General features: G+C 52.5%; 19 protein-coding genes. 7 read left to right on the top strand and 12 right to left on the bottom strand.

Annotation, left to right across the window (positions count from 1 at the left end; all coding sequences use genetic code 11):
• Positions 1-42: 42 nt before the first annotated feature.
• Positions 43-1,548, bottom strand: a complete 1,506-nt coding sequence (locus IMY23_RS17955) for a S8 family serine peptidase (RefSeq protein ID WP_192823397.1) — start codon at positions 1,546-1,548, stop codon at positions 43-45.
• A gap of 154 nt (positions 1,549-1,702) precedes the next feature.
• Here IMY23_RS17955 and IMY23_RS17960 point away from each other — a divergent pair, with 154 nt between their 5' ends.
• Together IMY23_RS17960 and IMY23_RS17965 are read left to right on the top strand one after the other, a co-directional pair.
• Complete coding sequence (locus IMY23_RS17960; protein WP_192823398.1) at positions 1,703-2,992, top strand: aminopeptidase P family protein; 1,290 nt, start codon at positions 1,703-1,705, stop codon at positions 2,990-2,992.
• Positions 2,993-3,094: 102 nt separating this feature from the next.
• Positions 3,095-4,621 carry a TolC family protein gene (locus IMY23_RS17965; RefSeq protein ID WP_192823399.1) on the top strand — a complete coding sequence of 509 codons (1,527 nt, stop codon included), beginning with the start codon at positions 3,095-3,097 and terminating at the stop codon, positions 4,619-4,621.
• A gap of 44 nt (positions 4,622-4,665) precedes the next feature.
• Here IMY23_RS17965 and IMY23_RS17970 read toward each other — a convergent pair whose 3' ends face one another.
• The 7 genes from IMY23_RS17970 to IMY23_RS18000 all read right to left on the bottom strand — a co-directional run bounded on the left by IMY23_RS17970 (position 4,666) and on the right by IMY23_RS18000 (position 11,159).
• On the bottom strand, positions 4,666-5,460 hold the full coding sequence (locus IMY23_RS17970; protein WP_192823400.1) for a hypothetical protein: 795 nt from the start codon (positions 5,458-5,460) through the stop codon (positions 4,666-4,668).
• Between the two features lie 31 nt (positions 5,461-5,491).
• Positions 5,492-6,415, bottom strand: a complete 924-nt coding sequence (locus IMY23_RS17975; protein WP_192823401.1) for an aspartate carbamoyltransferase catalytic subunit — start codon at positions 6,413-6,415, stop codon at positions 5,492-5,494.
• A gap of 3 nt (positions 6,416-6,418) precedes the next feature.
• Positions 6,419-6,973 carry a bifunctional pyr operon transcriptional regulator/uracil phosphoribosyltransferase PyrR gene (gene pyrR / locus IMY23_RS17980; RefSeq protein WP_192823402.1) on the bottom strand — a complete coding sequence of 185 codons (555 nt, stop codon included), beginning with the start codon at positions 6,971-6,973 and terminating at the stop codon, positions 6,419-6,421.
• 112 nt (positions 6,974-7,085) lie between these two features.
• Positions 7,086-8,537, bottom strand: coding sequence for a hypothetical protein (locus tag IMY23_RS17985; protein ID WP_192823403.1), 1,452 nt, complete (start codon positions 8,535-8,537; stop codon positions 7,086-7,088).
• A gap of 163 nt (positions 8,538-8,700) precedes the next feature.
• Positions 8,701-10,218, bottom strand: coding sequence for a hypothetical protein (locus tag IMY23_RS17990; RefSeq protein ID WP_192823404.1), 1,518 nt, complete (start codon positions 10,216-10,218; stop codon positions 8,701-8,703).
• A gap of 70 nt (positions 10,219-10,288) precedes the next feature.
• Positions 10,289-10,693 carry an EVE domain-containing protein gene (locus tag IMY23_RS17995; RefSeq protein ID WP_192823405.1) on the bottom strand — a complete coding sequence of 135 codons (405 nt, stop codon included), beginning with the start codon at positions 10,691-10,693 and terminating at the stop codon, positions 10,289-10,291.
• Between the two features lie 67 nt (positions 10,694-10,760).
• Positions 10,761-11,159 (bottom strand): hypothetical protein, encoded by a 399-nt coding sequence (locus IMY23_RS18000; RefSeq protein ID WP_225986548.1) that lies wholly within the window; start codon positions 11,157-11,159, stop codon positions 10,761-10,763.
• A gap of 252 nt (positions 11,160-11,411) precedes the next feature.
• Between IMY23_RS18000 and polX the strand changes: the two genes are divergently transcribed.
• Entirely contained in the window at positions 11,412-13,121 is a 1,710-nt protein-coding gene (gene polX, locus IMY23_RS18005) for a DNA polymerase/3'-5' exonuclease PolX (protein WP_192823406.1), read from the top strand.
• A gap of 179 nt (positions 13,122-13,300) precedes the next feature.
• On the opposite strand, the gene tnpA is transcribed toward polX, so the two are convergent.
• From tnpA to IMY23_RS18020, 3 genes are all read right to left on the bottom strand, one after another.
• Positions 13,301-13,741 carry an IS200/IS605 family transposase gene (tnpA, locus tag IMY23_RS18010; RefSeq protein WP_192823407.1) on the bottom strand — a complete coding sequence of 147 codons (441 nt, stop codon included), beginning with the start codon at positions 13,739-13,741 and terminating at the stop codon, positions 13,301-13,303.
• Between the two features lie 239 nt (positions 13,742-13,980).
• Positions 13,981-14,466: a DUF983 domain-containing protein gene (locus tag IMY23_RS18015; RefSeq protein WP_192823408.1), complete on the bottom strand. Its 486-nt coding sequence runs from the start codon at positions 14,464-14,466 to the stop codon at positions 13,981-13,983.
• A 195-nt stretch (positions 14,467-14,661) separates the two neighbouring features.
• Entirely contained in the window at positions 14,662-17,079 is a 2,418-nt protein-coding gene (locus IMY23_RS18020; RefSeq protein WP_192823409.1) for a TonB-dependent receptor domain-containing protein, read from the bottom strand.
• 210 nt (positions 17,080-17,289) lie between these two features.
• Between IMY23_RS18020 and IMY23_RS18025 the strand changes: the two genes are divergently transcribed.
• The 3 genes from IMY23_RS18025 (at position 17,290) to IMY23_RS18035 (ending at position 20,485) form a co-directional block, all read left to right on the top strand.
• Positions 17,290-18,309, top strand: coding sequence for a sensor histidine kinase (locus IMY23_RS18025; RefSeq protein WP_192823410.1), 1,020 nt, complete (start codon positions 17,290-17,292; stop codon positions 18,307-18,309).
• Positions 18,310-18,569: 260 nt separating this feature from the next.
• A complete protein-coding gene (locus tag IMY23_RS18030) occupies positions 18,570-19,670 on the top strand; it encodes a serine hydrolase (RefSeq protein WP_192823411.1) in 1,101 nt (366 codons plus the stop codon).
• A 62-nt stretch (positions 19,671-19,732) separates the two neighbouring features.
• Positions 19,733-20,485, top strand: coding sequence for a LytR/AlgR family response regulator transcription factor (locus tag IMY23_RS18035; protein ID WP_370589893.1), 753 nt, complete (start codon positions 19,733-19,735; stop codon positions 20,483-20,485).
• A gap of 58 nt (positions 20,486-20,543) precedes the next feature.
• On the opposite strand, the gene IMY23_RS18040 is transcribed toward IMY23_RS18035, so the two are convergent.
• Complete coding sequence (locus tag IMY23_RS18040) at positions 20,544-22,058, bottom strand: T9SS type A sorting domain-containing protein (protein WP_192823412.1); 1,515 nt, start codon at positions 22,056-22,058, stop codon at positions 20,544-20,546.
• A 258-nt stretch (positions 22,059-22,316) separates the two neighbouring features.
• Here IMY23_RS18040 and IMY23_RS18045 point away from each other — a divergent pair, with 258 nt between their 5' ends.
• The gene (locus tag IMY23_RS18045; protein WP_192823413.1) at positions 22,317-23,714 is read left to right on the top strand and encodes a sodium:solute symporter family protein; all 1,398 of its coding nucleotides are present in this window, start codon (positions 22,317-22,319) and stop codon (positions 23,712-23,714) included.
• Positions 23,715-23,818 lie beyond the last annotated feature (104 nt).

Raw genomic sequence — 23,818 nt, forward strand, 5'->3', positions numbered from 1 at the left:
GGAGTTTCCCCTCTCAACGGGAGAGGGGGCTAGGGGTGAGGTTCACTGCCACACTACTTCCACCACCTGGTCTCCCATCTGCACGGTGGTGTGCGTTTCACCAGGCAGGCGTTTGAGGTTGATTTTCTTGGTGTTGCCTGACAGTTTCTGCTGACTGATGACCAGCGTGGCAGATTTCTTCCGGAACAAGACAATGCCGCCGCTACCCGCAGGCAACGGTTTCTCCAGCGTGAACGTGAATTTGGTGCCAGTCACCTGCAGGGGCGCTTTTTCCTCAGAAATTTTATCTGGCGCCAGGGCCAGGGCCAACGCTTTGCCCGCATTCGGCACGCCGTAGCCCACGTAATTATTCCCGAAGGGATACAAATGCCCGCTCTTTCGCAAAATGTCTGCCAACTGCACACCGGTTAAACTAGGGTTCGCCTGCAAAAGACAAGCCGTTAAGCCCGTGATAATTGGTGCCGAAAAAGAGGTGCCATCTGTGGCGAAGCAGGCCAGATCTGGTTTCAGATACGGTAGAAACGCTGGGCCCATGCCGCTGTAGCCCTGGCGCGTCCAGTGGTCATAGTCAGTGGCGCCCACAGCAATGGTACCGGCGGCATCAGCGGGCGTGCCAATGACCTGCCAGCTCTTGATAGCTCCTTCGTTCCCCGCCGAGACGACAATGAGCATGCCTTTCTTTTCAATGGCCAGCTGCACGGCGCGGGCTATAAAACTACTGCCGTCCATCTGAGTGGGTTTGTAATTTTCCATGGGGTCATCAAAACCAGTGGCGTAGCCCAACGACGAATTCACCAGCTTTACGCCCAGGCTGTCTAGCCATTCCAGGGCCTGCACAAATTTTTCCTCTTCCAGCCGGTTCTCGCGGCCGCCGTGGTCAGTGCGGGCCAGGTAATAGTCAGCGCCGGTGGCCAGGCCGGTCAAGGCTTTTCTGGTAGAGTCATAGCCGCCAATTCGTTCTAATACCTTGGTGCCGTGGTTGTCTAAGAGGCTTTCGCGGAGGGTGTAAAAGTGCTGGTTGGTAGGGTTCACAAAGTCTCGGTGGGCTTTCACGTGGTTACCGGCAAACAACGGCGCCAGGCCTGGTTTGCCGGGCGCTTCATAAAAACCGGCGTCCAGCACGCCAATTTTCACGCCTTTGCCGGTGAGTTGGGCGTCAAAAAGCGCCTGGGGCTGCAGTTGGTCCACAGCTTTGGCTAAGAACTCTAGATCTAGAGAAGCCGTTGTTTGCGTGGGCTGAAAATAACCCGTGATGGGCTGCGTTTCTTTCACAAACGTCGCGTTGGTCAATCCTGCCATCTGGGCCGGGGAGCCTTGCACGGCGGCGGCGTTGAGCCATTTAGACACCGCGGTCACCACCAAACCCCGGGCCTGCAAAGAATCTAGATACGCTTGGGAAACCACGGCATTGAGGCAATCATTCTCATCGGCGCGGCCAGGCTTGTCTGGGAAGGCCACCCAGAACCGCTGCTGGGCCAGGGCGCCGCCCGTGAGAACCAGCCATAAGAATAAAGCAAAGAAATATCTGAGAGAAGTACTAGAACGCACGCGCCAACGGTTTTAAAGAGTGTTTACCCCTGCAAAATAGGATTTAAAATCTTACATTTAAGCCTTAAAGGGCGCGCTGTTTTCGGCTTCATTTCTGAAATGGAGGCCAAAAACGGAAGTTCGCCCACCAGACCACCCAAGAAAAACCACCGCTATGAAGTACGAGTCCATCGGGAAAGACCTGTATATCCAACATCGTGAGAAGTTCATTTCTTACCTGAAGCCTAGCTCTCTGGCCATTTTCCACAGCAATGACGTGATGCCCACAAACGCAGACGGCACCATGCCCTTTAGGCAGAACAATGACCTGCTGTGGCTCTCCGGCATTGACCAGGAGGAAAGCGTGTTGATTTTGTTCCCGGACGCCCGCGAGGAGCGTCTGCGCGAAATCCTGTTCGTGCGCGAAACCAATGACCACATCTTAACCTGGGAAGGCTACAAACTCACCAAAGACCAGGCCCGCGAAGTCTCCGGCATCCAGACCATTTACTGGACCCACGAGTTTGACTCCATCCTGAATTCCCTGATGCCGTTTGCCGAGAACGTGTATTTGAACTCCAATGAGCACCTGCGCGCCGTGGTGGAAGTAGAAACCCGTGACGCCCGCCTGGGCAAGAAACTCCGCGAGAAATTCCCATTACATAATTACTGCCGAAGCACCCAACACCTGCATTACCTGCGCTCCATCAAGCACCCGCGGGAGATTGAACTCATGCGCACCGCCTGCAATATCACCGAGAAAGCGTTCAGAAGATTGCTGAAATTTGTGAAACCTGGCGTGATGGAATATGAGATTGAGGCCGAAATCACGCACGAGTTCCTGCGCAACCGCTCGCGGGGGCCGGCTTACGGTTCCATCATCGCCTCCGGCGAAAATGCCTGCATTCTGCATTACGTTGACAATTTCAGGGAATGTAAGGACGGTGATGTGCTTTTGCTGGACTTCGGGGCGGAATATGCCAATTATGCTTCTGACTTAACGCGCTCCATGCCCGTAAACGGGAAATTCACCAAGCGCCAAGCCGATGTTTACAACGCTGTTTTGCACGTCATGAACACCGCCAAACAAATGCTGGTGCCCGGCAACACGCTAGACCAATACCACAAGTTTGTAGGCAAGGTGATGGAGAACGAATTGATTAAACTGGACCTGCTTTCTGAGTCTGACGTCAAAAACCAGAACCCAGACGCGCCGCTCTACAAGAAATACTTCCCGCACGGCACCTCGCACTTTCTGGGCCTTGACGTGCATGACGTAGGCGACAAATACCGACCGTTTGAGGCAGGCATGGTCTTTACCTGTGAGCCGGGCATTTACATACGGGAAGAAGGTTTGGGCATTAGGCTGGAGAACGACATTCTCATTACCCCCAACGGCCCGGAGGACCTGATGGCCAACATTCCGCTGGAAATAGAAGACATTGAGCGCGAGATGCGCGGTTAAAAAGTAAAAGCGTTTTTCCGTTTTGGGGCTCATTTCCAGAAATGAGCCCCAAAACAGCGCTTGGCTTTTCTACCCAAGGCCAGGCGGTTTACCCCGTTAACAGTGAAAAAAGTACGTAGTTTAGGATTGGCGTGGCTCTTCAGCCTGCTGGGCTTGGCCGCCGCTGCCCAGACCCCGCGCAAAGGCGCCGCCCTGCTGCAGGAAGCAGAAGACCCCAACACCCGCCGTTTCAGCCTGGCCGAAGTCATTAAACTGGCCAAGGAGCAGTCGCCCAGTTACCAGCAGGCCCTCACGCAGCTGGAGAACCGCACCTGGCAGTACCAGACCTACAAAAGCAATTACCTGCCCCAGCTCACCCTGCACGCCACGCTGCCAGATTACGTGAACAGCATTAACCCGGTGGTGCAGCCCGAAGGAAATATTGAGTTCCGGAAGCAGCACGTGGCCAGCACCTACACAGAACTGGCCCTGAGCCAGAACATTGGTCTTACGGGCGGCGTCATCTCCATCAACTCCAACCTCAAACGCATTGATGATTTTATGCGGCCGTCCACGGTGAGCCGCCATTCGTATTCGTCGTCGCCGGCGGTGATTACCTTGCGCCAGCCGCTGTTCAGCTACAACGGCCTCAAGTGGGACCGACGTATTGAACCTCTGCGCTACGAAGAAGCCAAACGTAATTTCTGGGAAGAGATGGAGCGCATTTCCATCAGGGCCACTGACTTGTATTTCATGCAGCTGCAGAGCCAGATTGGGTTTGACATTGCCTCCAAAAACGTGGCCAACAATGACACGCTCTTCAAGATTGCCCAGGCCCGTTTCTACGAAGCCAAAATCAGCGTGAACGAACTGCTGCAACTGGAACTGAGTCTCTTGACGTCACGGCAAAGCCTGGAACAGGCCAAACTGGACATTGAAACCAGCACCATCCGGCTTCGGTCTTATCTAGGCATCACTGACACGTACCCCATCCGGCTCACCACCCCAGACAATATTCCGCAGTTTGAGATCAATGAAGAGATCGCCCTGGAGAAAGCCCACGAAAACCGCGCCCGCATGATTGGCATTAAACGCGAAGAGATGGAGGCCGAACGCAACATGGACCACGCCCAGGGCGATGCCGGCGTGAACGCGAACCTCTACCTCCAATACGGCCTGGTGCAACAATCCAATGACCTGGACGGCGTGTACCGCACCCCCGAGGAGCAGCAGCGCGTGATGATGACCCTGAGCGTGCCCATCATGGACTGGGGAAGAACCAAATCGAAACTGGGTACCGCCCGCGCTAACCAGAAACTGGTGAAAGCCAACCTGGAGCAGCAGCGCGCCAGCTTTGACCAGGACGTGTACCTGCAGGTAAAGCGGTTCAAGATGCTGCGCGAGCAGATGAAAATTGCCCAGCAAGCCAACGGCCTGGCTGAGCGCCGTTTCCTGGGCGCCCGTGACCGCTACCTCACTGACAAAATCGGGATTCTGGAACTGAACCAGGCCGCCACCGAGCGTGACTCCGCCCGCCGCAGCTACGTGAGTTCCCTTCGCAACTTCTGGGATGCCTATTACACCGTGCGTCTGCAGACCTTGTATGACTTTGAACTGAACCAGCCCTTGATCATGCCATTGCCGTTTTAGGGCTCATTTTTGGAAATGAGGCTGAAAACGGGAAAGCATTCAGATTAGATACAAGTTTCATCTAAGTGGGCATACCTGAAAACCCAATGCCCTTCAACATTCAGATACAGCCTTACATAAAGCGTGTCTTGGTCTACCAATTCTTCAAAAAGAAAGATGTCAACCACCTTATCGGCATTTAAATCATAGCCGAAGCCAGGGAAATCCTTGCCCGCTTTTGATTTAATTACTGACTTAGAAAAGGTAATTTGTTTTATGTCATTAGGGAAAGGAAGAATAGCAAGACCTTGAATGTTATTATATAAGGCATCTTGGGCATCAAACTGTTTCTCAAAATGAAGGGAGGGAAACATAAAACTGCCTGGGCAGTCTTGTACTTCCATTAAATGCCAGTAATTGATAGGTGCTTTGTATATTTTTCCAGCTATCCACAGAAGTCCGTGTAATTTTTGCTTCCATTGCACTTTGAAGCCTCTATAATTTGGGTCTGCCTGAACACCACTTAGAATAGAAGCCTCTCCATTTTGATTTAACAAAGACTTGAGGAAGTATAAGTTGTCATCCCAGACAAAAGGAATGCTGTAACCACTGATTTGAAGAGGAACAACCATACGTCTTTCGGCTTTCTCCTTTGTAAAGTAAGACGGCTTGGTAGGGGCCAACTCAGGATTCTTTCTAACCCAACTAAAGTCTAGGGAGTCTTTCAGATGAGTATATAATGCTTCTAGATTTTTATTGGTTGTTCTATTCTGGATTTGTGGATATTTAGCTTTACTCTGTGCCCAAGATTGGGAAATACCAAGGAGAGCAATGATGGCAAAACAAGCTAAATACTTCATTAAAAAATGGGATAAAACTAGTTTGAATTCCTTACCCTTTGCTCGCCAACAAATACAGCACCGCCATTCTAATGGCCACGCCGTTTTCTACCTGGTCCAGAATGATGGAGTGGTGCGAGTCGGCGGCGTCTGAGGTAAGTTCAACGCCGCGGTTGATGGGGCCGGGGTGCATGAGCACAATCTCTTTGTTCAGTTCGTTTAGCATCTTTTTGTTAATGCCGTAGTACAAAGCGTATTCGCGCAGCGAGGGGAATAGTTTACCGGTCTGGCGCTCTAATTGAATGCGAAGCACGTTGGCTACATCACACCAGTTCAGGGCTTCGCGCACATTCCAGAAGATTTTCACGCCCAATTCGCCAATGTGCTTGGGCAGGAGGGTAGGAGGTCCGCAGACGGCTACTTCGGCGCCCTGTTTCTGCAACGCGAAGATGTTGGACAGCGCCACACGCGAATGCGTGATGTCCCCGATGATGGCAATTTTCTTCCCGGTCACCTCCCCCAGACGCTCTCTGATGGAAAAGGAATCCAGCAGGGCTTGGGTGGGATGCTCATGGGTGCCATCGCCGGCGTTGACAATGTTGGCCTTGATTTTACGGGACAGAAAATGCGGCGCGCCGGGGCTGCTGTGGCGCATAACCAGCATGTCTACCTTCATGGCCAGAATGTTGTTGACCGTGTCCAGCAGCGTTTCGCCTTTTTTCACTGAACTGCCCGAGGCCGAGAAATTCACCACATCCGCCGACAGGCGTTTTTCGGCTAACTCAAAAGACAGGCGCGTGCGGGTGGAGTTCTCAAAGAAGACGTTGGCAATGGTCACATCTCGCAGGCTGGGCACTTTCTTGATAGGCCGGTTCAGCACTTCCTTAAACTGGTCAGCGGTCTCAAAAATAAGCTGAATATCCTGGGCGGTGATGTCTTTGATACCTAACAGGTGCCGAACGCTGAGCTGTTGCATGGGTTATTCTTGGTCTGGGGAAATGGGTAAAAGCCAAATAGCGTCTTCGGGGTGGCTGCCGGACTGCCAGCTCACCTCCACGCGCTGCGAATGGAGCGAGTCCACGCGCTGGCCGGTGTACGTGGCCTCAATGGGCAAATCACGGGTGTACTGGCGGTCAATCAACACCAGTAATTCTACCTGGGCCGGTCTTCCGTAGGAAATCATGGCGTCCAGCGCGGCGCGTACGGAGCGGCCGGTGTAGAGCACGTCATCTACCAGAATCACGCGTTTGCCTTCAATGGAGAAATCTACCTTGGTGGCGTTGGCGGTGAGGGGCGTGGCGCGGCGCCGGAAATCGTCACGGTGGAAGGTGATGTCCAGGTAGCCGGTCTGCACCGTAATGCCCAGAATCTCCTGCAGGGTCTGTTGCAGGCGGTCGGCTACGTAAATGCCACGCGGCTGCAGGCCCAGAATAACAGAGTCTGTGAACTGCTGGTGCGTCTCTATCAACTGGTGCGCCAGGCGCCTGATCATGATCTGGAACAGCGCGTGCGGAACTATGAGGCGTTTGTGCATGGCCCGGGTTTTGGGCAAATATAAATACTTAGCGCGTGCCGTGTAGAATTAATTGCAGGGATTTCCGTTTTTGGCTCCGTTTCCGGAAATGAGGGCAAAAACGGAAACCCTGTTACTTGAACTGCAGGTTCTGCAAGTAGAAAACAGTGCGGGCGTCACCTTTCGCAGACTTTATGCGCTGGAAACCAGAGGCAATAAAGTTACCTCCATACCAATGGATTATGTTCTCAAACTTGCTGAAAACCACTTTTTCTGTGTTGTCTTGTGTAGCCACCCGCATACGTTGATCATTGCTGAATGCGGTGTTGGGCATGAGGGTTTTATACCAGACAAACTCCCTTTCCTGCTGCAAGAGCGTAATGTTTCCGGCAGCCGAGACGCCTGCCTGCAGGGTAGGTGCCAGCGTAGGGTAGGTCTTTTTTCTCATTTTATAGGTGTTGTCCCATAACAGGTTGCCCTCAAAATCAAAGACACAGGCCAGGGCATGCGTGAAATGGTAACCGTCTAGCCTGAATCGCAAGTCATTATAATCGGGTAACCTGCCGTTTTCCTTCCTGAACTGGTCTTTGGTAATGGTGGTATAATGTGGGTAATACACCTCGGCTACCACCGCATAGCCCAAGGGATGGGGTTGAATAGGGTGTAACAATAGTTTCTGTTTCAGGACAACGGGTTGGCCCTGGGCCTCTTTTTGGGCATACTTCGCTTTCATGCGCCTCTCAGCCCTAGGGCTTAAATACCCGAAGAAATGCGGGAGGTCGCCAAAATCAAGGTACGTGATCTGCCCGGCAAGCGGGCTGACAAACAGGCCTTTCGCAAACTGCTGGGTTCTGTAGCCATACGTGCCAATCAGTAGTTTGGTGAGCGTGTCGCCGGGGGTGAGCCGGGCCGTCTGCAAAAGATAGTTGTTCCTTAGTTTAAAATCTGGCTGAATAAAGTAATTCCCTTTGCTTACCCCGTTGGCATGCAGCCGCTTCACGTGCATTCTTGACAAAGTGCCGTTGCTTTCCACCAGGGCGAATTCAAGGGAACGGCTTGCCGTATCTGCCCTGAACTCGCCCAGTTCATCCTCAAGCCCGAAAAAGGAAGGGACGGAAGATAAAGTCTGGGCTACCGGGTTCAGGTGAAGCAGTACCAGATTATTGCCATCTATGGCATGGAAAAAGACCTGCCCCTGCACCACTGCCATTTCCTTGAAGATTAGGTCTGAGTTAGGGATTTTATACTCCTGCATGCCTCCTTTGCCGGTAGATTTCAGAACCTGATACAGAAACAATCGGTCATGGTCTGGCGGGGTAAAGACTAAATAAATAGCTTGACCTTCTGCGTGCACCTGCTTGAGGGTGTGGCCGGGAGTATGCGGGTACTTTTCCTGCCAAATCACTTCTAACTGACGGTTGTACCGGGTAAGCACAAAATCTGTTTTCCCGAAGAAAGGACCTTTCTTAGTTGTAATGACCAAGAGACTGCTGTCTGGCAGCGCTACCACCCTAAATTCTTGCTCTGCTGAATTGCTCTCTATCTCCAGACGCAGGGCTTTGGTGGGCGGAGACTGGTGCGGCATGCCGGTATCTTTCCTTTTTTCCTGCGCCCCAACGCCTTGGCTTAAACAAGTCAGGCAAATAGTCAACCATATACAAGTGAGACGTTTCGTCATATAAGGTGTTTTGCGGGGATTTCCGTTTTTGGCTCCGTTTCTGGAAATGAGCACTAAAACGGAAACCTTGTTACTTAAATTGCAAATTCTGCAGGTAGAAAACGGTGCGGCTTTCGCCTTGGGCGGGGCGTATGCGCTGGAACCCGAAGGCCACAAACGTGTTGCCGTACCAATAACTCACGCCTTCGCGGTTGCTTCCCACCAGTTTCTCCGTTTCTGACTGGGTGCGCACCTTGAATTTTTCTTCGTCTGAAATAGAGGCGCCCGGTTTTACGGTTTTGTGGTGCAGTTCTTCGTCCTCTAAATAGACCATAGCAATTCTGCCGTCTGGCAACACGCCGGCCTCTACCTGAGGCACCAGTTCTGGGTAGGTTTCATTGGGCAGCTTGTAAGAATTGTCCCAGAGCAGGTTGCCCTGGCGGTCAAAGACGCAGACAATGGCGTGGGTGAACCGGAACCCGTCAAACAAGCGTCGGCCGTCTGGGTGCGTGAAAGAGCCGGGGCTGTTGGTCACGTAGGTTTGGCTGCGGTATTGCGGGTAGTAAATCTCACCCACCAGCGCGTAGCCCTGCGGGTGCTGCAAGATGGGGTGCAACAACAGCCGGTACCTGAGAATGTGCGGCTTGCCCTGGGCCTCGCGCTTCGCGAATTTGGCTTTGAGGCGTCTCTGGCGGCGGGCGGGCAGGTAATCAAAGAAATAAGACAGCTGCGGGAAGTCATACAGTTTGAGGTTGCCGGTGAGGTCACTGCTGAACAAGCCCTTCGCGAAGATGTTGGTGCGGTAGCCAAACGTACCAATGAGCCGCTTGGTGAGCGTGTCGCCGGGGGTGAGGCGGGCCACCTGCAGGGTGTTGTCTTCGCGGGAATTGATGGGTGGCTGCAGGAAATACGTGCCAATCACTTCGCCTTTGGGGTTGAGGCGCTTGGTCTGCACCCGGGACCGGATGCCGTTGGACTCGGCCACCACAAATTCCACGGCCTTGGTGAGCGTGTCTATCCTGAAATCGCCTAAGTCATCTTCCATGCCATACACGGCGGGCAGGCGTCTGATTTCCTCCTCGGCGGGGTCTAGGTGCAGCATGCTAAGCTTGTAGTTTTCCAGGCCAGAGAGAAACACGTTGCCCTGCACCGCCGACATCTCCTGCAGGTTGATGTAGCTGTTGGGCAGCACATGCTCAGTTTTGGAAATGGTTTTCTGCTGCAGGTCAACGCGGTAGAGCCAGAGTTTCTTGATCTCCCGCGTGGAGAACAGCAGGTACACCTGGTTTCCGTCTTGGGCCACTTTGTAGAGTTCTGTGCCGGTTTTGTGTTCTTCCTTTAGCTGCCAGCGCTGCTCTAGTTGGTGGTTGTAGTGCGTCACCAGAAAGTCTGATTTAGAGAACCAGGAGCCGTTTTTGGTGGAGATCAGGAGCAGCGTGCTGTCTGTGAGGGGCTGCACCCAATGCTCGTCGTTAAAAGAGTCACTTTCCAGTTCCAGGCGGTGGGTTTGCTCCGGGGCGGCGGGTTTCTCGCGGTCCTGCGCCTGGCCGGGCGTAGAAAGCAAGAACGGCCCGCTCCACAGCAGGAAACACGCAAAGAAAATTCTCATGGGGACAGGCATACCAGCTTCGTTTAAAATTCAACACACAAACGCGCAAACCCACGGCCGGCTTAAGAAATTACTGGCCTAACTGCAGCAGCAACTCAAACTCAGACGGCGTGAGCGGCATCACAGACAACCGTGACTGCCGCAGCAAAGCAATGTTCTGTAACTCAGTTTCTTTCTTGATCTGTTCCAGCGTGACCGGTTTGGCAAAGGCTTTCTCTGGGGCAAGCGTCACGGCCACCCATTTGTCATCTGGCGCAGACGGGTCTGGGTAGGCCGCTGCCACCACTTTGGCAATGCCCACAATGGCTTTCTCAGATACGCTGTGGTAATAGAGCACCAAATCATCTGGCTGCATGGCCTGCAGGTTATTGCGCGCCTGAAAATTACGGACGCCGTCCCAGGTGGTTTGGCCATCGCGCGCCAGGTCTGCCCAGGCGTATTTCTCAGGTTCAGATTTTACTAACCAATACTTCATAAAGCGTAAGAAGTGCACCGTTATTTCAGGTACAAGTAAGAAGGTGGGTGGAAGGTTTAAAAACGGTCTACTGCGGGTCTGCTACCTTGCGCCGCACTTTCAACACTTCCGGCGAAACAGAAATCAGTTCCAGTTCCTCGGTGCCGTGTTTGGGGCTGTTGAATTTTACCTGAAGCTGTTTTTTTCCGGTGGCCTGCCAGGTACCGGGCTGTTCCTCCAGGCCGTCTGTGGGGGCAATGGCCAGCCGTATAAAATCACCTTCCTTTTTCACAATGAAGCCCGTGCGCCCTCTGGACGGCGGAAAATCAAAGGAATTGGGCCGGTACGTGCGCACATCCGCGGAGTCTTCTTCATACGAATGCAGCCACGTGCGGCCGTACGCGCTCTCCGGTAAATCTGAACTGGACCCGCATTTGGCCGCCATAAGACCTACAGCCAGCAGGCAAAAAATAAAAAGTTGTTTCATGTACAGGAATCGCCGCCGCCAAAGTGCCACGCGCAATCTAGGCACAATATACAAAAAGAGTCCTGAGTTCTGAGTTCTGAATTCTGAGTTAAAAGTTTGGGATGTTCCTGTTTTGGGGCTCATTTCCGGAAATGAGCCCCAAAACGGAACATCGGCGCAGCCATAAACCATTCTTCACCACAACTCAGAACTCTAGACTCAGAACTCAGGACTATCTGTTATCTTTGTTTTGTCACCTAGCCAACCTGCCCCGTGGAGAATAAAGAATTGATCAGAATGTTCCGGCTCACGGCTTCCTTGATGGAGCTGCACGAAGAAAATCCGTTCAAGATACGGTCGTACACCAGCGCCGTGATGGTGCTGGAACGGCTGGAGAAACCCATTCACCAGATGAGCCAGGCGCAGCTGGAAGGGCTGGACGGCATTGGCAAAGGCATGGCCGCCAAGATTGTGGAAGCCGTGCAGACCGGCAGCCACACCGACCTGAACCGCCTGCTGGAAACTACTCCCGAAGGCGTGGTGCAGATGCTCAACATCAAAGGCATTGGCCCCAAGAAAATCAAAACCATCTGGAAAGACCTGGGCGTAGAATCCATAGAAGCGCTGCGCGAAGCCTGCGAGAAAAACGAGATCTCTAAACTCAAAGGCTTCGGGGCGAAGACCCAACAGACTATTTTAGAAGGCCTGCAATACACCGAGTCCAACAAAGGCAAACTGCTCTGGGCCGAGGCCGAACCGCTGGCCCTGGATTTGCTCTCATTTCTGAAACAGAGCTCAAAAACAGCCCAGGTCGAAGTGGTGGGTGACTTCCGCCGCAACCTGGAAATTCTGGACACGCTCCAATTCCTGGTAAGTTTGAAAGACGATGCCGCCTGGTCTTCTTATTTGGATGAACTGTCCGGCATCACGCCGCAAGAAGCCGCTTCTGGCCCGTTTGTGTGGCGTGGAACGCATGATGCCTCTGGCGTGAAACTGGAAATCAGGCTGGTGTCGGAACGCCGTTTCGCGAACCAAGTGCTTTTATATTCGGCCAACCCGCAATGGCTCACCCAACCGCTAAATGACGCTGGTGACTCGCTGATGTCGGAAGCCTACGGCGATGCCGCGCCCTCAGAGGAAGCTATTTTCAGTCGCCTGAATCTGCCCTTCATTGCCCCGGAACTCCGCGAAAGCCCACGAATTCTGGAACTGGCCAAAGAAAACAAACTGCCCACGCTGCTCCAAGACCAAGATCTGAAAGGCATTCTGCACAACCACAGCACCTATTCAGACGGCGCGCACACCCTGGAGCAAATGGCGGTGCACTGTCAACAGTTGGGCTACCAATACCTGGGCATCTGCGACCATTCTAAATCGGCGTTCTATGCCAACGGGTTACAGGAATTCAGGGTGCAGCAGCAACAGCAGGAAATTGACCGCCTCAACCAGCAACTGGCCCCGTTCACCATCTTCAAAGGCATTGAGTCTGATATTCTGAATGATGGTTCCCTGGATTATGAGCCAGACGTTTTAGCCAGCTTTGACTTCATAGTGGCCTCCATTCACAGCAACCTCAAGATGGACATCGTCAAAGCCACTGACCGCCTCCTCAGCGCCATTGCCAACCCGTACACCACCATGCTGGGGCACCCCACCGGCCGCTTATTGCTGCGCCGCGAAGGTTATCCCATTGACCACAAAGCCGTGATTGACGCCTGCGCTGAAAATGGAGTTATCATTGAAATCAACGCCAACCCCTGGCGGTTAGATATTGACTGGCGTTGGGTAGAATACGCCCTCAGCCAGAACGTGCTCCTGAGCATTAACCCAGACGCACACAGCATGCGCGGCTATGAAGACATGCGTTACGGCGTGTTGGTAGGCCGAAAAGGCGGCTTAACCCCAGAGATGACGTTCAACGCCAAAGGTAGAGAAGAAGTGGTGGCCTATTTCGCGGAGCGGAAGAAGGCGAAGGGGATTTAAGAAAGAATATATGCAGTTTCCTGTTTTCGGCTTCATTTCTGGAAATGAGCCTGAAAACGGAAGTTTGGTAAGTGAATTTAGGATTGACGATTTGGAAGATTGACGAAAATGGGAATTGACTAAGAATGGGTTTTAGAGCATTCTTTACATATAAGCGAATTTAGGCTTTAGCCAAAAAATTAGAAATCATCCTTCCGGACAAAGCCATATTTCGCCATGAATTCGGTGGTTTCCTCTTCAAAAGATTTGGTGGCGTGGTGTTCGTCCTGCCGCCTGATGTATTCCCGCACCTTGGCTACCATGGATTCTGACACAGAAACGGCAAAATACTCCTGTTGCCATTCAAATTTAGAAGGCGTTAATTTCTGCTGATTTATCCAATAAGAAGATTCGCCTTTAAGGAGTTGGGCCACCTTCTGAATGGATTGGTCAAGGCCCAAAGAGACCAAACAGTGGCAATGGTCTTTGTGTCCGTTGATATAATCAATGTAAATTCCCTTTTCCCTTGCGTTTTCCCGCATGTGCTGCCACACCAGTTGCCGCAGTTCTTTACTCGCAAGCAGCGGTTCACGGTTCTTGGTACCCCACACATAATGGATGTAAACCTTCACGAAGGACATGGTGACAAACGAATTTGGCTAAAGCCGGAAATACGCATCTACAGTTGAATGGGTTAAAACCCATTCCTAGTGATTTTTCCAATTTAATTAAGGTTACTTCACCAAAGTATCAATAGACCCTGGCTTTAGCCAGGGGTAACAAATGGTTCTTTGGTGGCTTTAGCCAAATTGTTTTTTGAGATTTTAACTTCCCGTTTTCAGCCTCATTTCTCAAAACGAAACCAAAAACGCACCCCAAATTAATGCCCCCTGGCCACCGGATTCTCCGCCGCGGTTGGGTCATAGCTTACAAAAATGTTGATCCAGATGGCGCGGGAAAGTTTGAAAAGGGCGGGCATGAACAGCAGCAGTGACAGAATGAGCGCACCCATGAGCATCCAGACGGTGAGTTCTTCGGCAAACAGCATCATCAAACCCACAATGGCCAGGGTAGGGCCGGCGGTGAGGGCATAGCTGATGAACATGGCGCCGTAGTAATAGCCGGGCTCGGGTTCATAGGCCTGTTGGCAGACCGAGCATTTTTCCAGCATGACCGACATTTTGCGGTAGCCCAGCAGGCTGTTGTTTTCAAAGAGGTTGCCCTCATGGCAGCGGGGACATTTGAGGTGGGTGATGCTGTAGAGTTTGGAGCCTTTGCCTAACATGGTTTCCTGGTTTACGGTCTTTTTCTGTACGGCGGCTTGCAAGGAAAGGTGCGCCGGTAGAACCTGCACAAAGGTAACCATGGTGCCAGACAAGCCGCGTATACAATTCGGTGAAAGTGTTACAAGTCTTTCGTTTTGGGGCTCATTTCCAGAAATGGGCCCCAAAACGCAGGCAAAAGCAAGGGCCAGAAACGTTGGTCTCTGGCCCCAAAGGAAAACGGCCTCTCTACAAACTCTTTTTCCTGAAATATTCCTGGTTTCAGCGCAGCCAATGCCTTATTTGCTCACGCGGTTCTCTTCCTCAGTGGTGCCGGTGCGGCGGCTACGGGCGGTTTTGATTTTGGTGTTCCCAAAGCGGTAGTCAAAGCTCAGGTTCAGGCGGCGGCTTTCCCACTGGTTCTGCCAGTACATGTTCACGTTGTTGTACCGCAGATACGCCCTGAACCGCGCGGTGTCAAAAATATCATTCAAACGTAAGCTCAACGTGGCCTTGCCTTTCATCAGCGTTTTCTTGGCGCCAATGTTCAGCTGGTAAGATTCGCGGTTCTGGAACAGGCCAGACACTGAGGGCGAGCTGTAGTACGCCGAAAACTGCACGCTGTAGTCTTTGGGCAAGGTGAAGTTATGGTCGTTGCTCAGGTCCCAGGAAAACTGCTTTTGGTTGTATTGCTCTCCCTGAACCGGCGTGTGAATCTGGTTGAGCGTGCCCTGCACCTGCACGTTGGCGCTCCACCATTTGCGCACGGGCAGCGTGCCACCGCTGCTGAAACTCAGAGAAGTGGCGCGGGCCAGGTTTTGCGGCGTGCTCACGGTTTCCTTGGTCTGGTCATTCTGCACCGGCACCTCCACCACAAAATCTTTCTGCTCCAGGTAACTAATGCTCAACAGCTGAAAATTCTTAAACGTGTAGCTGAACATGAACGAATTGGAGAACGAGGGCTGCAAAAACGGATTCCCCCGGAGGCCGGTGTACGGGTCTGAGTAAAACGTAAACGGATTCAAACTCTTGTAGCCAGGTCTGCTAATGCGGCGGCTATAGCTAGTAGAAAATTGGTGGTCTTCCTGCGGCGTGTAGCTCACAAACACGCTAGGGAACAATTGCCAGTAGTCACGGTCAACTGGCGCCGATAGGGTGCGCGAGGTACCCTCAGAAATGGTTTGTTCCGCGCGAAGACCGGCTTTCAGACTCAGGGCTTTGCTTACTTTCTTGCTCAGACTCACATACCCGGCATTGATGTTTTCGTCAAACAGAAACTGGTTGGTGCGTTTGGGGTCATTCTGCCAGCTGCCTTCCTGCTCGCGCTCAAACCGGATGTCCGCGTCGGTGCGTACCCAGCTGCTTTTCCAGCCGCTTTCTAACTTCCAGTTCTGCCCGAAGGGGTGCACGTAATCAGCTTTTACCGCGTAGATGCGCACGGCGGCGTCTGACAAACTCTGCAGCTGCTCCAGTTTCTGGCCGTTCTTGATGGCGTTGCCGAAGAATTGGTTCGTGAACTGTTCATCATTGCCGTTCTGGTACTGCACCAGGTCAGCATCAATGGTAACAGAACGGCCGGTGGTATCAATGTCGAATTTATAGTTGGCGTTGAGACTGTAGTTGTAAGAGTCCACGGTGCGCGGGTTGCGCATGTGCGCGCTGCCAATGGCGTTGCCCGGTATGTCATACTGCAAGGTTTGGCTGGTGGTCATGGTGTTCTCCGGCGACGTATAGCCTTTCAGCATCAGCCCTACGGTGTGCTTTTTGCTGATGAACCAATCGCCGCCGGCTACCACGTTCACGCTTTTGGTGATGGGGTGCCAGTAGTTCACAGAGCGGTACAGGCTGTCATTAATGGTGCGTTCCATGGTGAGGCGGTTGAACGAGTTGTAATGCCCTGTGTTCAGGCGGGTATAGAAACTGAATTTGCCCAGGTTGTAGTTGAGGTTGAGGCCGCCCCACACTTTTTCATACGCCCCGTAGCCGGTGCCCAAGTTTACGCTGCCGTTCATGCCTTTGGTGAGTTCACGTTTGAGCACCAGGTTGATGATGCCCGCCGTGCCCGCCGCGTCAAATGATGCGGGCGGATTGGCCATCAGTTCCACCTTGGTCAGCGCCGAGGCAGGTAAGGATTTCAGGTAACGGCTCAGTTCGGCACCGCTCATGTAGGTCATCTTGCCATTGATTAGCACGTTAACGCTGCTGCTGCCCCTGAACACAATGTTGTCGTCTTTGTCAAGGCGCACGCCGGGCGCGTTCTTCAAAATCTCCAGCGAGTTCTCCCCGGCGGTGTTGAGTTTGTCCACGTTCATAATCAGGCGGTCGGCTTGCTGTTCCAGGAGCGGGCGCTGGCCCTGCACCACCACTTCTTTAAGAGCGGTGGCTTTCTCAGAGGCCTGCAACACCGGTACTTGCACGGGTTGATTTCCTACTTGAATTGCCGTGGCGGCGGCGTTATAATCAATACGGCTGGCTTTGACCACATATCGGCCAGCGGCCACTTTCTCAAAGGTGTAGGTGCCGGCGTCATCGGTCATTTGGGAATAGGCAATGCTGGAGTCTGGCAGGGCCAATAGCAAGACCGTAGCAAAGGAAAGCGGCTCTTTTTTGGCGGTTTGCACGTTGCCTTTGACGGTGGTGCCGGTCTGGGCCTGAACCGCAATGGAAAGTGAGCACATCAACAGCAGAAAACAACGAAGAGTAGAAGATAGGGGCATACACATTTGGTTTGGCTAAAAGATGAACCAAAGGTGCGGCGGGTTGCAGCTCTTTAAAATATTATTATCCCAACGGGTCGGTTTGTGATGCGAAGGCCGTTTTGGGGCTCATTTCCGGAAATGAGCCCCAAAACAGCCGATTCACATCAGAAAAGCGGGGGTTGGTGTAAAAAATGCGGCGGTTGGCGGTTGGCTGCTTAGTTTTAAGGCATGAAGAAAAGCAAGCTGATTCTGTTTCACGTGGTGGGCTGGGTGCTGTACATTGCCTACAGCATTTTAGAGGATTTAATTATGTCTGGCGGGCCTTTCTCCTGGAAGCACTTTCTGTTCATAACCTATTTTGTGGCCATGGCAGTCACGTTTTACTTCTGCTACTCCTTTGTGTACCCGCGGTTCCTGAAGCGCGCAAAAGTGCTGCCCCTGCTGCTGTGCCTGGCCTTTGCGCCGTTTCTGTTCACGTTTACCCGGTACTTCCTGGAAGAAATGATGTACCCGCTTCTGTTGGGAATCAGGAATTACGGCGAAGGCACCACGTTTTCCTATTACCTCACCGACAACCTTTTCCGGGCAATACCTATGATGGCCATCAGCGCCGTTGTCTGGAACGTGCAGGATGCGTTCAAGAAAGAGAAGGAAAACAAGCTGCTGCGCCAGGAGAAAACCCAGGCCGAGCTGGCCTTCCTCAAATCTCAGGTGAACCCGCATTTTCTGTACAACACGCTCAATTACCTGTACGCGCAGGCGTACCCCGTCTCAGAAAAGCTGGCCGAGGCCATTCTCAAACTCTCTGACATGATGCGCTACATGCTCCATGACAGCCCCGACGGCAAGGTGGAACTGCACAAGGAAGTGGACTACCTGCACAGCTTCATAGACATTTTCAGGCTTAGGTTTGAAGACCGCTTTTTTGTGGAGTTTGACGTGCGCGGCATTATTGACGGTCAACGCATTGCATCCTTGCTCTTGATTCCGTTCGTGGAGAACGCCTTCAAGCACGGCACCGCCGATGACCCCAACGCACCCATCCAAATCTCGCTTTCGGCCACCGCCAACTCCTTGGTTTTTACCGTGCGCAACCACATCAACAACCACCAGAAAGACCAGAGCACCGGCATTGGCCTGGTCAACATCAAACGGAGGCTTGAACTTATTTATCCTGGGCAACACACCTTGACAGTTCAGAACGATAGCCGCGTGTATGAAGCGAAACTGGAACTCACCGCGCTGTAAAATTTCCGTTTTTGGCTCCGTTTTTAGGAATGAGCCCGAAAACGCAAAAGGCCAATCCCTTCTCCCCTTGGGAGAAGGTTAGGATGAGGGAGATTTCCCTTGAAATTTGGAAACCAATTTCGCCTAAAACGGAAAAATACACCCTCACCCTAACCCTCTCCCAGAGGGAGAGGGGATTTCTGGTTTCCGTTTTTGGCTTCGTTTACAGAAATGAGCCCAGAAACGGGAATTGGCAAACAAAAAAATAACTAAAAACTGCTATGAAGAAACTGCTTTTGGTTTGGTTGGTGCTGGTGAGTGGCCTGGGCTCTTGCGCGTACGTGCGCATGGCCCGGCACGGCACGCCAGATAGTACAGATAACCAGATTTTCCCTGCCAGGGCATTGCAGCCGGCCGCGATTCCGTTCACGTTTCCCGTCGCCAGCCAGAACATTTTCATCAACGCGGCGGCGCTCAAAGGCAGAGACAGAACCAATTTTGAGGAATATCTGAAGAGCCACAACACGGTCGCGTTTTTGATTCTTCGGAACGATTCCATCCTGTATGAAAACTACTTTTACGGCTACGGCAAAGACAGTCAGATTCCGTCGTTCTCGGTGGCCAAGGCGTTCACCTCGGCGCTGATTGGCTTTGCGCTGCAAGACGGGTTGATTAAATCTGTGGACGAGCCCGTGACCAATTATCTGCCCGAAATGAAGAAAAACGGGTTTGAGAAAGTGACCATCAAGCACCTGCTGCAAATGACCTCGGGCATCAAGTTTCGGGAAAGTGACGGCAACCCGTTTCATGAAGATGCGCAGTTTTATTACGGCCAGAACCTGAGACAGAAAAGCCTGAACCTGAAACTGGCCAGAACGCCCGGCCTAAAATTTGAGTATGCCAGCGGCAACACCCAACTGCTGGCATTAATCTTAGAACGAAGTCTGAAAGGCAAAACCGTTACCGCTTACCTACAGGAGAAACTCTGGTCGCCGCTGGGCATGGAAAGCGCCGCCAGCTGGAGTCTTGATGAAAAAACCGGCGGCGTGGAGAAAGCCTTCTGCTGCCTGAATGCCACCGCCCGGGACTTCGCTAAGTTTGGCAGTCTGTACCTGAACCAGGGCCGCTGGAACGGGCAACAATTGCTGCCGGTCAGTTGGGTAAAAGAATCCACCACACCAGACACCACCCAAGGCGGCGCCGACTATTACAAATACCAATGGTGGCTGGCAAGTAAAGGAAATGACTACCTCGCCGAAGGTATTTTGAATCAATACATTTACATCAATCTGGCCCAAAAACTGGTGATGGTAAAGCTGAGCAAAGGCTACGGCGTCTGGAACAAATGGACTTTTTTCCGGGACATTGCCCAGCAGTTGTAATCAAAAAAACGTGCATCTTCACATGCTAATTCGTAATTCTCAATTCCTAATTCTCAATTAAAATGCTGGTTCGTTGTATTTGTGTGGATGATGAAGCGTACGCCTCTACGTTGTTGAAGGCGTACATTGAGAAGATTCCGTTTCTGGCGTTTGTGGGTAGCACCACCAGCCCCGTGGAGGCGCTGGGCTGGGTGAGCGAAGGCCGCTGCGACCTGGTGTTCCTGGACATACAGATGCCCGAACTCACCGGCCTGCAGTTCCTGAAACTGGCGGGCCATAAATGCAAAGTCATTCTTACCACCGCCTACCCAGAATACGCCCTGGAAGGCTACGAGCATGACGTGGTAGATTACCTGTTAAAGCCCATCGCGTTTGACCGATTTTTGAAAGCCGCCCAGAAAGCCCAGGCCCTGTTGCAACCCACCACTTCCGCGCCGGCGCCTAACAATGCTGGCTCCGTTGAAACTTCGGGCACAGGCGCTGCGCACCCAGACTACATGTTTGTGAAAGGCGAAAGCAAGAACAAGTTTCTGCGCATCAATTACGCTGATATTCTGTTTATTGAAGGCCTCAAGAATTATGTGCAACTGCACTTGCCGCAGCAGCGCGTGGTCACCTACCAAACCTTAAAAGACCTGGAGGAACAGCTGCCCCAACCGCCGTTTTACCGCGTGCACAAAAGCTACATCATCGCCATTGACAAGGTACGCATGGTAGACGGCCACACACTTTATATTGAAGACAAAGAGATTCCGCTGGGTGAAACCTACCGCGACGGGTTTTTCAAATTAATCAGGGAAAAGGAGCAGGGGTGAGAACTTCCTGTTTTCGGGCTCATTTTCAGAAATGAGCCCGAAAACAGGAAATTTTATTTTAGCGGTTAACCACCAGGCGCTGGGTCCAGGAGCCTTTGTCGGTGTGGACTTGCAATAGATAGATGCCTGTGGGCAGGTGCTGCACCGCCAGGGTGTAGGTGGCGTTGGCCTGGGGTTGAGAGTGGAGGAGAACGCTTCGGCCCTGGCTGTTGATGGCCTGCACCCGGAACAACCGCGCCTGGGTGGGGACGGACAGCGTTACTTGGCCAGCCGCAGGGTTGGGGTACAAATTGAACTGCTGGCGCAACCTTTCGGGCACGCTGCTCAAGATGGTGTACGTGAACGGGGCAGACCACAAAGAATAGCAGCCGCTGCCTTGCCTGGCGCGCACCGCGTAGGCCCCAGACGCTGACACGTTGAGTTGCGCGCCGGTCTGGCCGGTTAGAACTTCGCCGTCTTTCCGCCATTCATAGGTGAGGCCGGTGCCGCTGGCCCGCAAGGTAGTAGCCGCCGCTTGGCTGATGGTGACGTTGGTGGGTGCCGGTTGCACGGTGACTTTCACGGCATCCATGGAATTTATTCCGCCATTGGAAGCGTGCTTCACCAGTAGAATATAATTTTCTGTTCTGGTGGGGCTTACCGTAGGATTGGCAATGAACGCATTAGAAAGGCCGGTTTTGGGAACCCATTCATACGTGTAGCCGGTCTCAGGCGCGGCGCCTATCTGCACAGGCGTTCCGGGGCAAGTGGTTTGGTCTTCGCCTGCTAAAGAAATGGCGCTGAAAGTATTGTCTATCACCCTGATGTCCATGTCACGCGTGACTTTGCCAATTAAGCGCCCATTTCGCCATTCCTCCACCTCAAAAGCTAAGGTATAAATTCCCATTTGGCCGGGGGTGTTCCAAACGACAAAACCGGTAGCTTGGTCCATGGAAAATCCGGTAGCCACCGTAGCCGAGGGCGTTCCTAAAAAAATACCCGGTGGTTGATAGCCAGGGGCGTTTTGCGGTTCAATTTGGCAGGCGGTTGACGTTCCCACAGATTTGGGTGGAATGACTTTAAAAGAAAGGCTGTCACCGTCTGCGTCAAACCCAAGGGGGTGGTAATAAAACGGTTGGTTTCTAGCTCCCATATACGCGGGCGGGTTTTGGAATACCGGTGAGCTATTGGCTCCCAGAAACGGGTCAATGGTTACGGTAGACTGTATCAAAAATTCTAATTGCACAGAATTTTGAATGTTTACAATGCCGCCAGTTCTGTTTTCTGAGATGTTAGTAACTCTGAAAACCCCAGGTGCGCTGTATGTGTGTTCAAAATAATAAACATTGGCATACGTATCTTGCAGTCCATTCTCAACTATTATTTTGCTGCTTCTGGCACTGGTGGCAGAGGTGCAATCCCCGAAAAACAAGGTTGCAGTAGGATCCTCAAACCCGCCCAGCAAGCTGTAGGTGACCAGCTTGAAAAACACCCGCTGCGGGTTGGGGTTGGCGGTAGTGTCGCTTTTATAGTAAATGTTGCCTGCTTTCAAATGCGTGGCCACGGCGGTGTGGCTGGAGAAGAGAATGCCCAACAGACACGAAAGGCAAAACAAGAATCTGAGAGGGGTATGTTTTGGATGCATTCGTCTCAAGATAAAATGGAGGAATAGAAGGTGCTGTAGTATTGAAGTTGAAGGTAGTCAATTGCCGGAACCTGCACAACAAGAGCGGCTTAGAACTTGATTCCGCTAGGTAAAAACGGCATCTGCGCCATTGATAAAACTACTAACTTGCCTTCCGTTTTCGGGCTCATTTCTGGAAATGGGGCCAAAAACGGAAACTCTTTCTGTATGCTGATTTTCTTTGTTCTCCTGTACTTGCTAGGCAACGTGTTCCTGGGTTTGTGGGCCGCACGGCGGGTGCGCAACACGGCAGACTATTTGTTGGCCGGCCGAAGGTTGCCTTTGTCCATGGCCACGGCGGTGGTGTTTGCTACGTGGTTCGGGTCTGAGACAATTTTGGGTTCCAGTGCTGAGGTGGCCAAAGAGGGCTTGATAGGCATGGTGGAAGACCCGCTGGGCGCCGCGCTGTGCCTGGTGCTGGTGGGTGTTTTCTTCGCCAAGAAGTTGTATAGAATGAACCTGCTCACCTTCGGGGATTTTTACCGCGTCAAATTTGGGCGTTCCGCCGAGGTGGTGGCTTCTTTCTGTCTGGTCATTTCCTACTTTGGCTGGGTGGCGGCGCAGATGGTGGCGCTGGGCATTGCGTTCAACCTGCTGCTGGGTACCACGCTCACGCAAGGCATTCTGCTGGGCAGCGGGCTTGTGGTGCTGTACACGTATAATGGAGGCATGTGGAGCGTGAGCGTGACAGATTTCGTGCAGACCATCATGATCATTCTGGGCTTGTTGGTCATTACCTGGTGGGTCACGCGCCTGAAACCTTGGGCACAAGTAGAAGCCACGCTCCCCGCCGATTTTTACCGAATTACCCCTAAAACGGGTACTTCTTTCACGGGCTGGTTGAACTACCTGGCCCTCTGGATGACCATTGGCCTGGGTTCCATTCCGCAGCAAGATGTTTTCCAGCGGGTTATGTCCTCAAAGTCTGAACGCGTGGCGGTGATGGCGTCTCTGCTGGCGGCTTTGCTGTACGTGACTGTGGCGCTGTTACCCCTGGTGCTGGCCCTGTATGCCAAAGTGCTGCACCCAGAAGTACTGGCCAAAGATGCGCAGATGTTGGTGCCCAGTTTGATTTTAGGTTCCAGTCCGGTAGTAATTCAAGTGCTGTTCTTCGGGGCGTTGATTTCTGCCATCATCAGTACGGCCAGCGGCGCCATGTTGGCCCCGGCGTCTATTCTCAGCGAAAACCTGATCAAGCCGTTCCTGAAAGATGTCTCAGATAAGAAACTGCTGGCGCTTTCCCGCATGAGTGTGTTGGTGGTGGCGGTTATTTCCCTGGGCTTCGCGCTTTCCAAAAACAACATACATGAACTGGTGAGCGAGTCCTCGGCGCTGAGTTTGGTGAGTCTGCTGGTTCCGTTGGTGGTGGGAGTGTATTTGAAACGGGCATCGGCGGCAGGCGCCATTCTGTCTATGGTGCTGGGCATGGCGGTCTGGCTTTTCTGTAGGATAACCGGCACCGAAGTAGAACCCATGTGGTATGGCCTGGGCGGGAGCGTGATGGGGTATTTGGCGGGAATGTTTGCTTTTCCTTCCCCTAAAAAAGAAATGATCAAAGCCCAGTAAAGACCAGGCAGTGCCTTGTCTCTCACGAATGGCTGATCAATAGGTCATACCAGAAGGCGTTTTTGGCCTCGTTTCTGGAAATGAAGCCAAAAACGCAAGCACAG

Source organism: Rufibacter sp. LB8, from assembly GCF_014876185.1.
Taxonomy (GTDB): Bacteria; Bacteroidota; Bacteroidia; order Cytophagales; family Hymenobacteraceae; genus Nibribacter.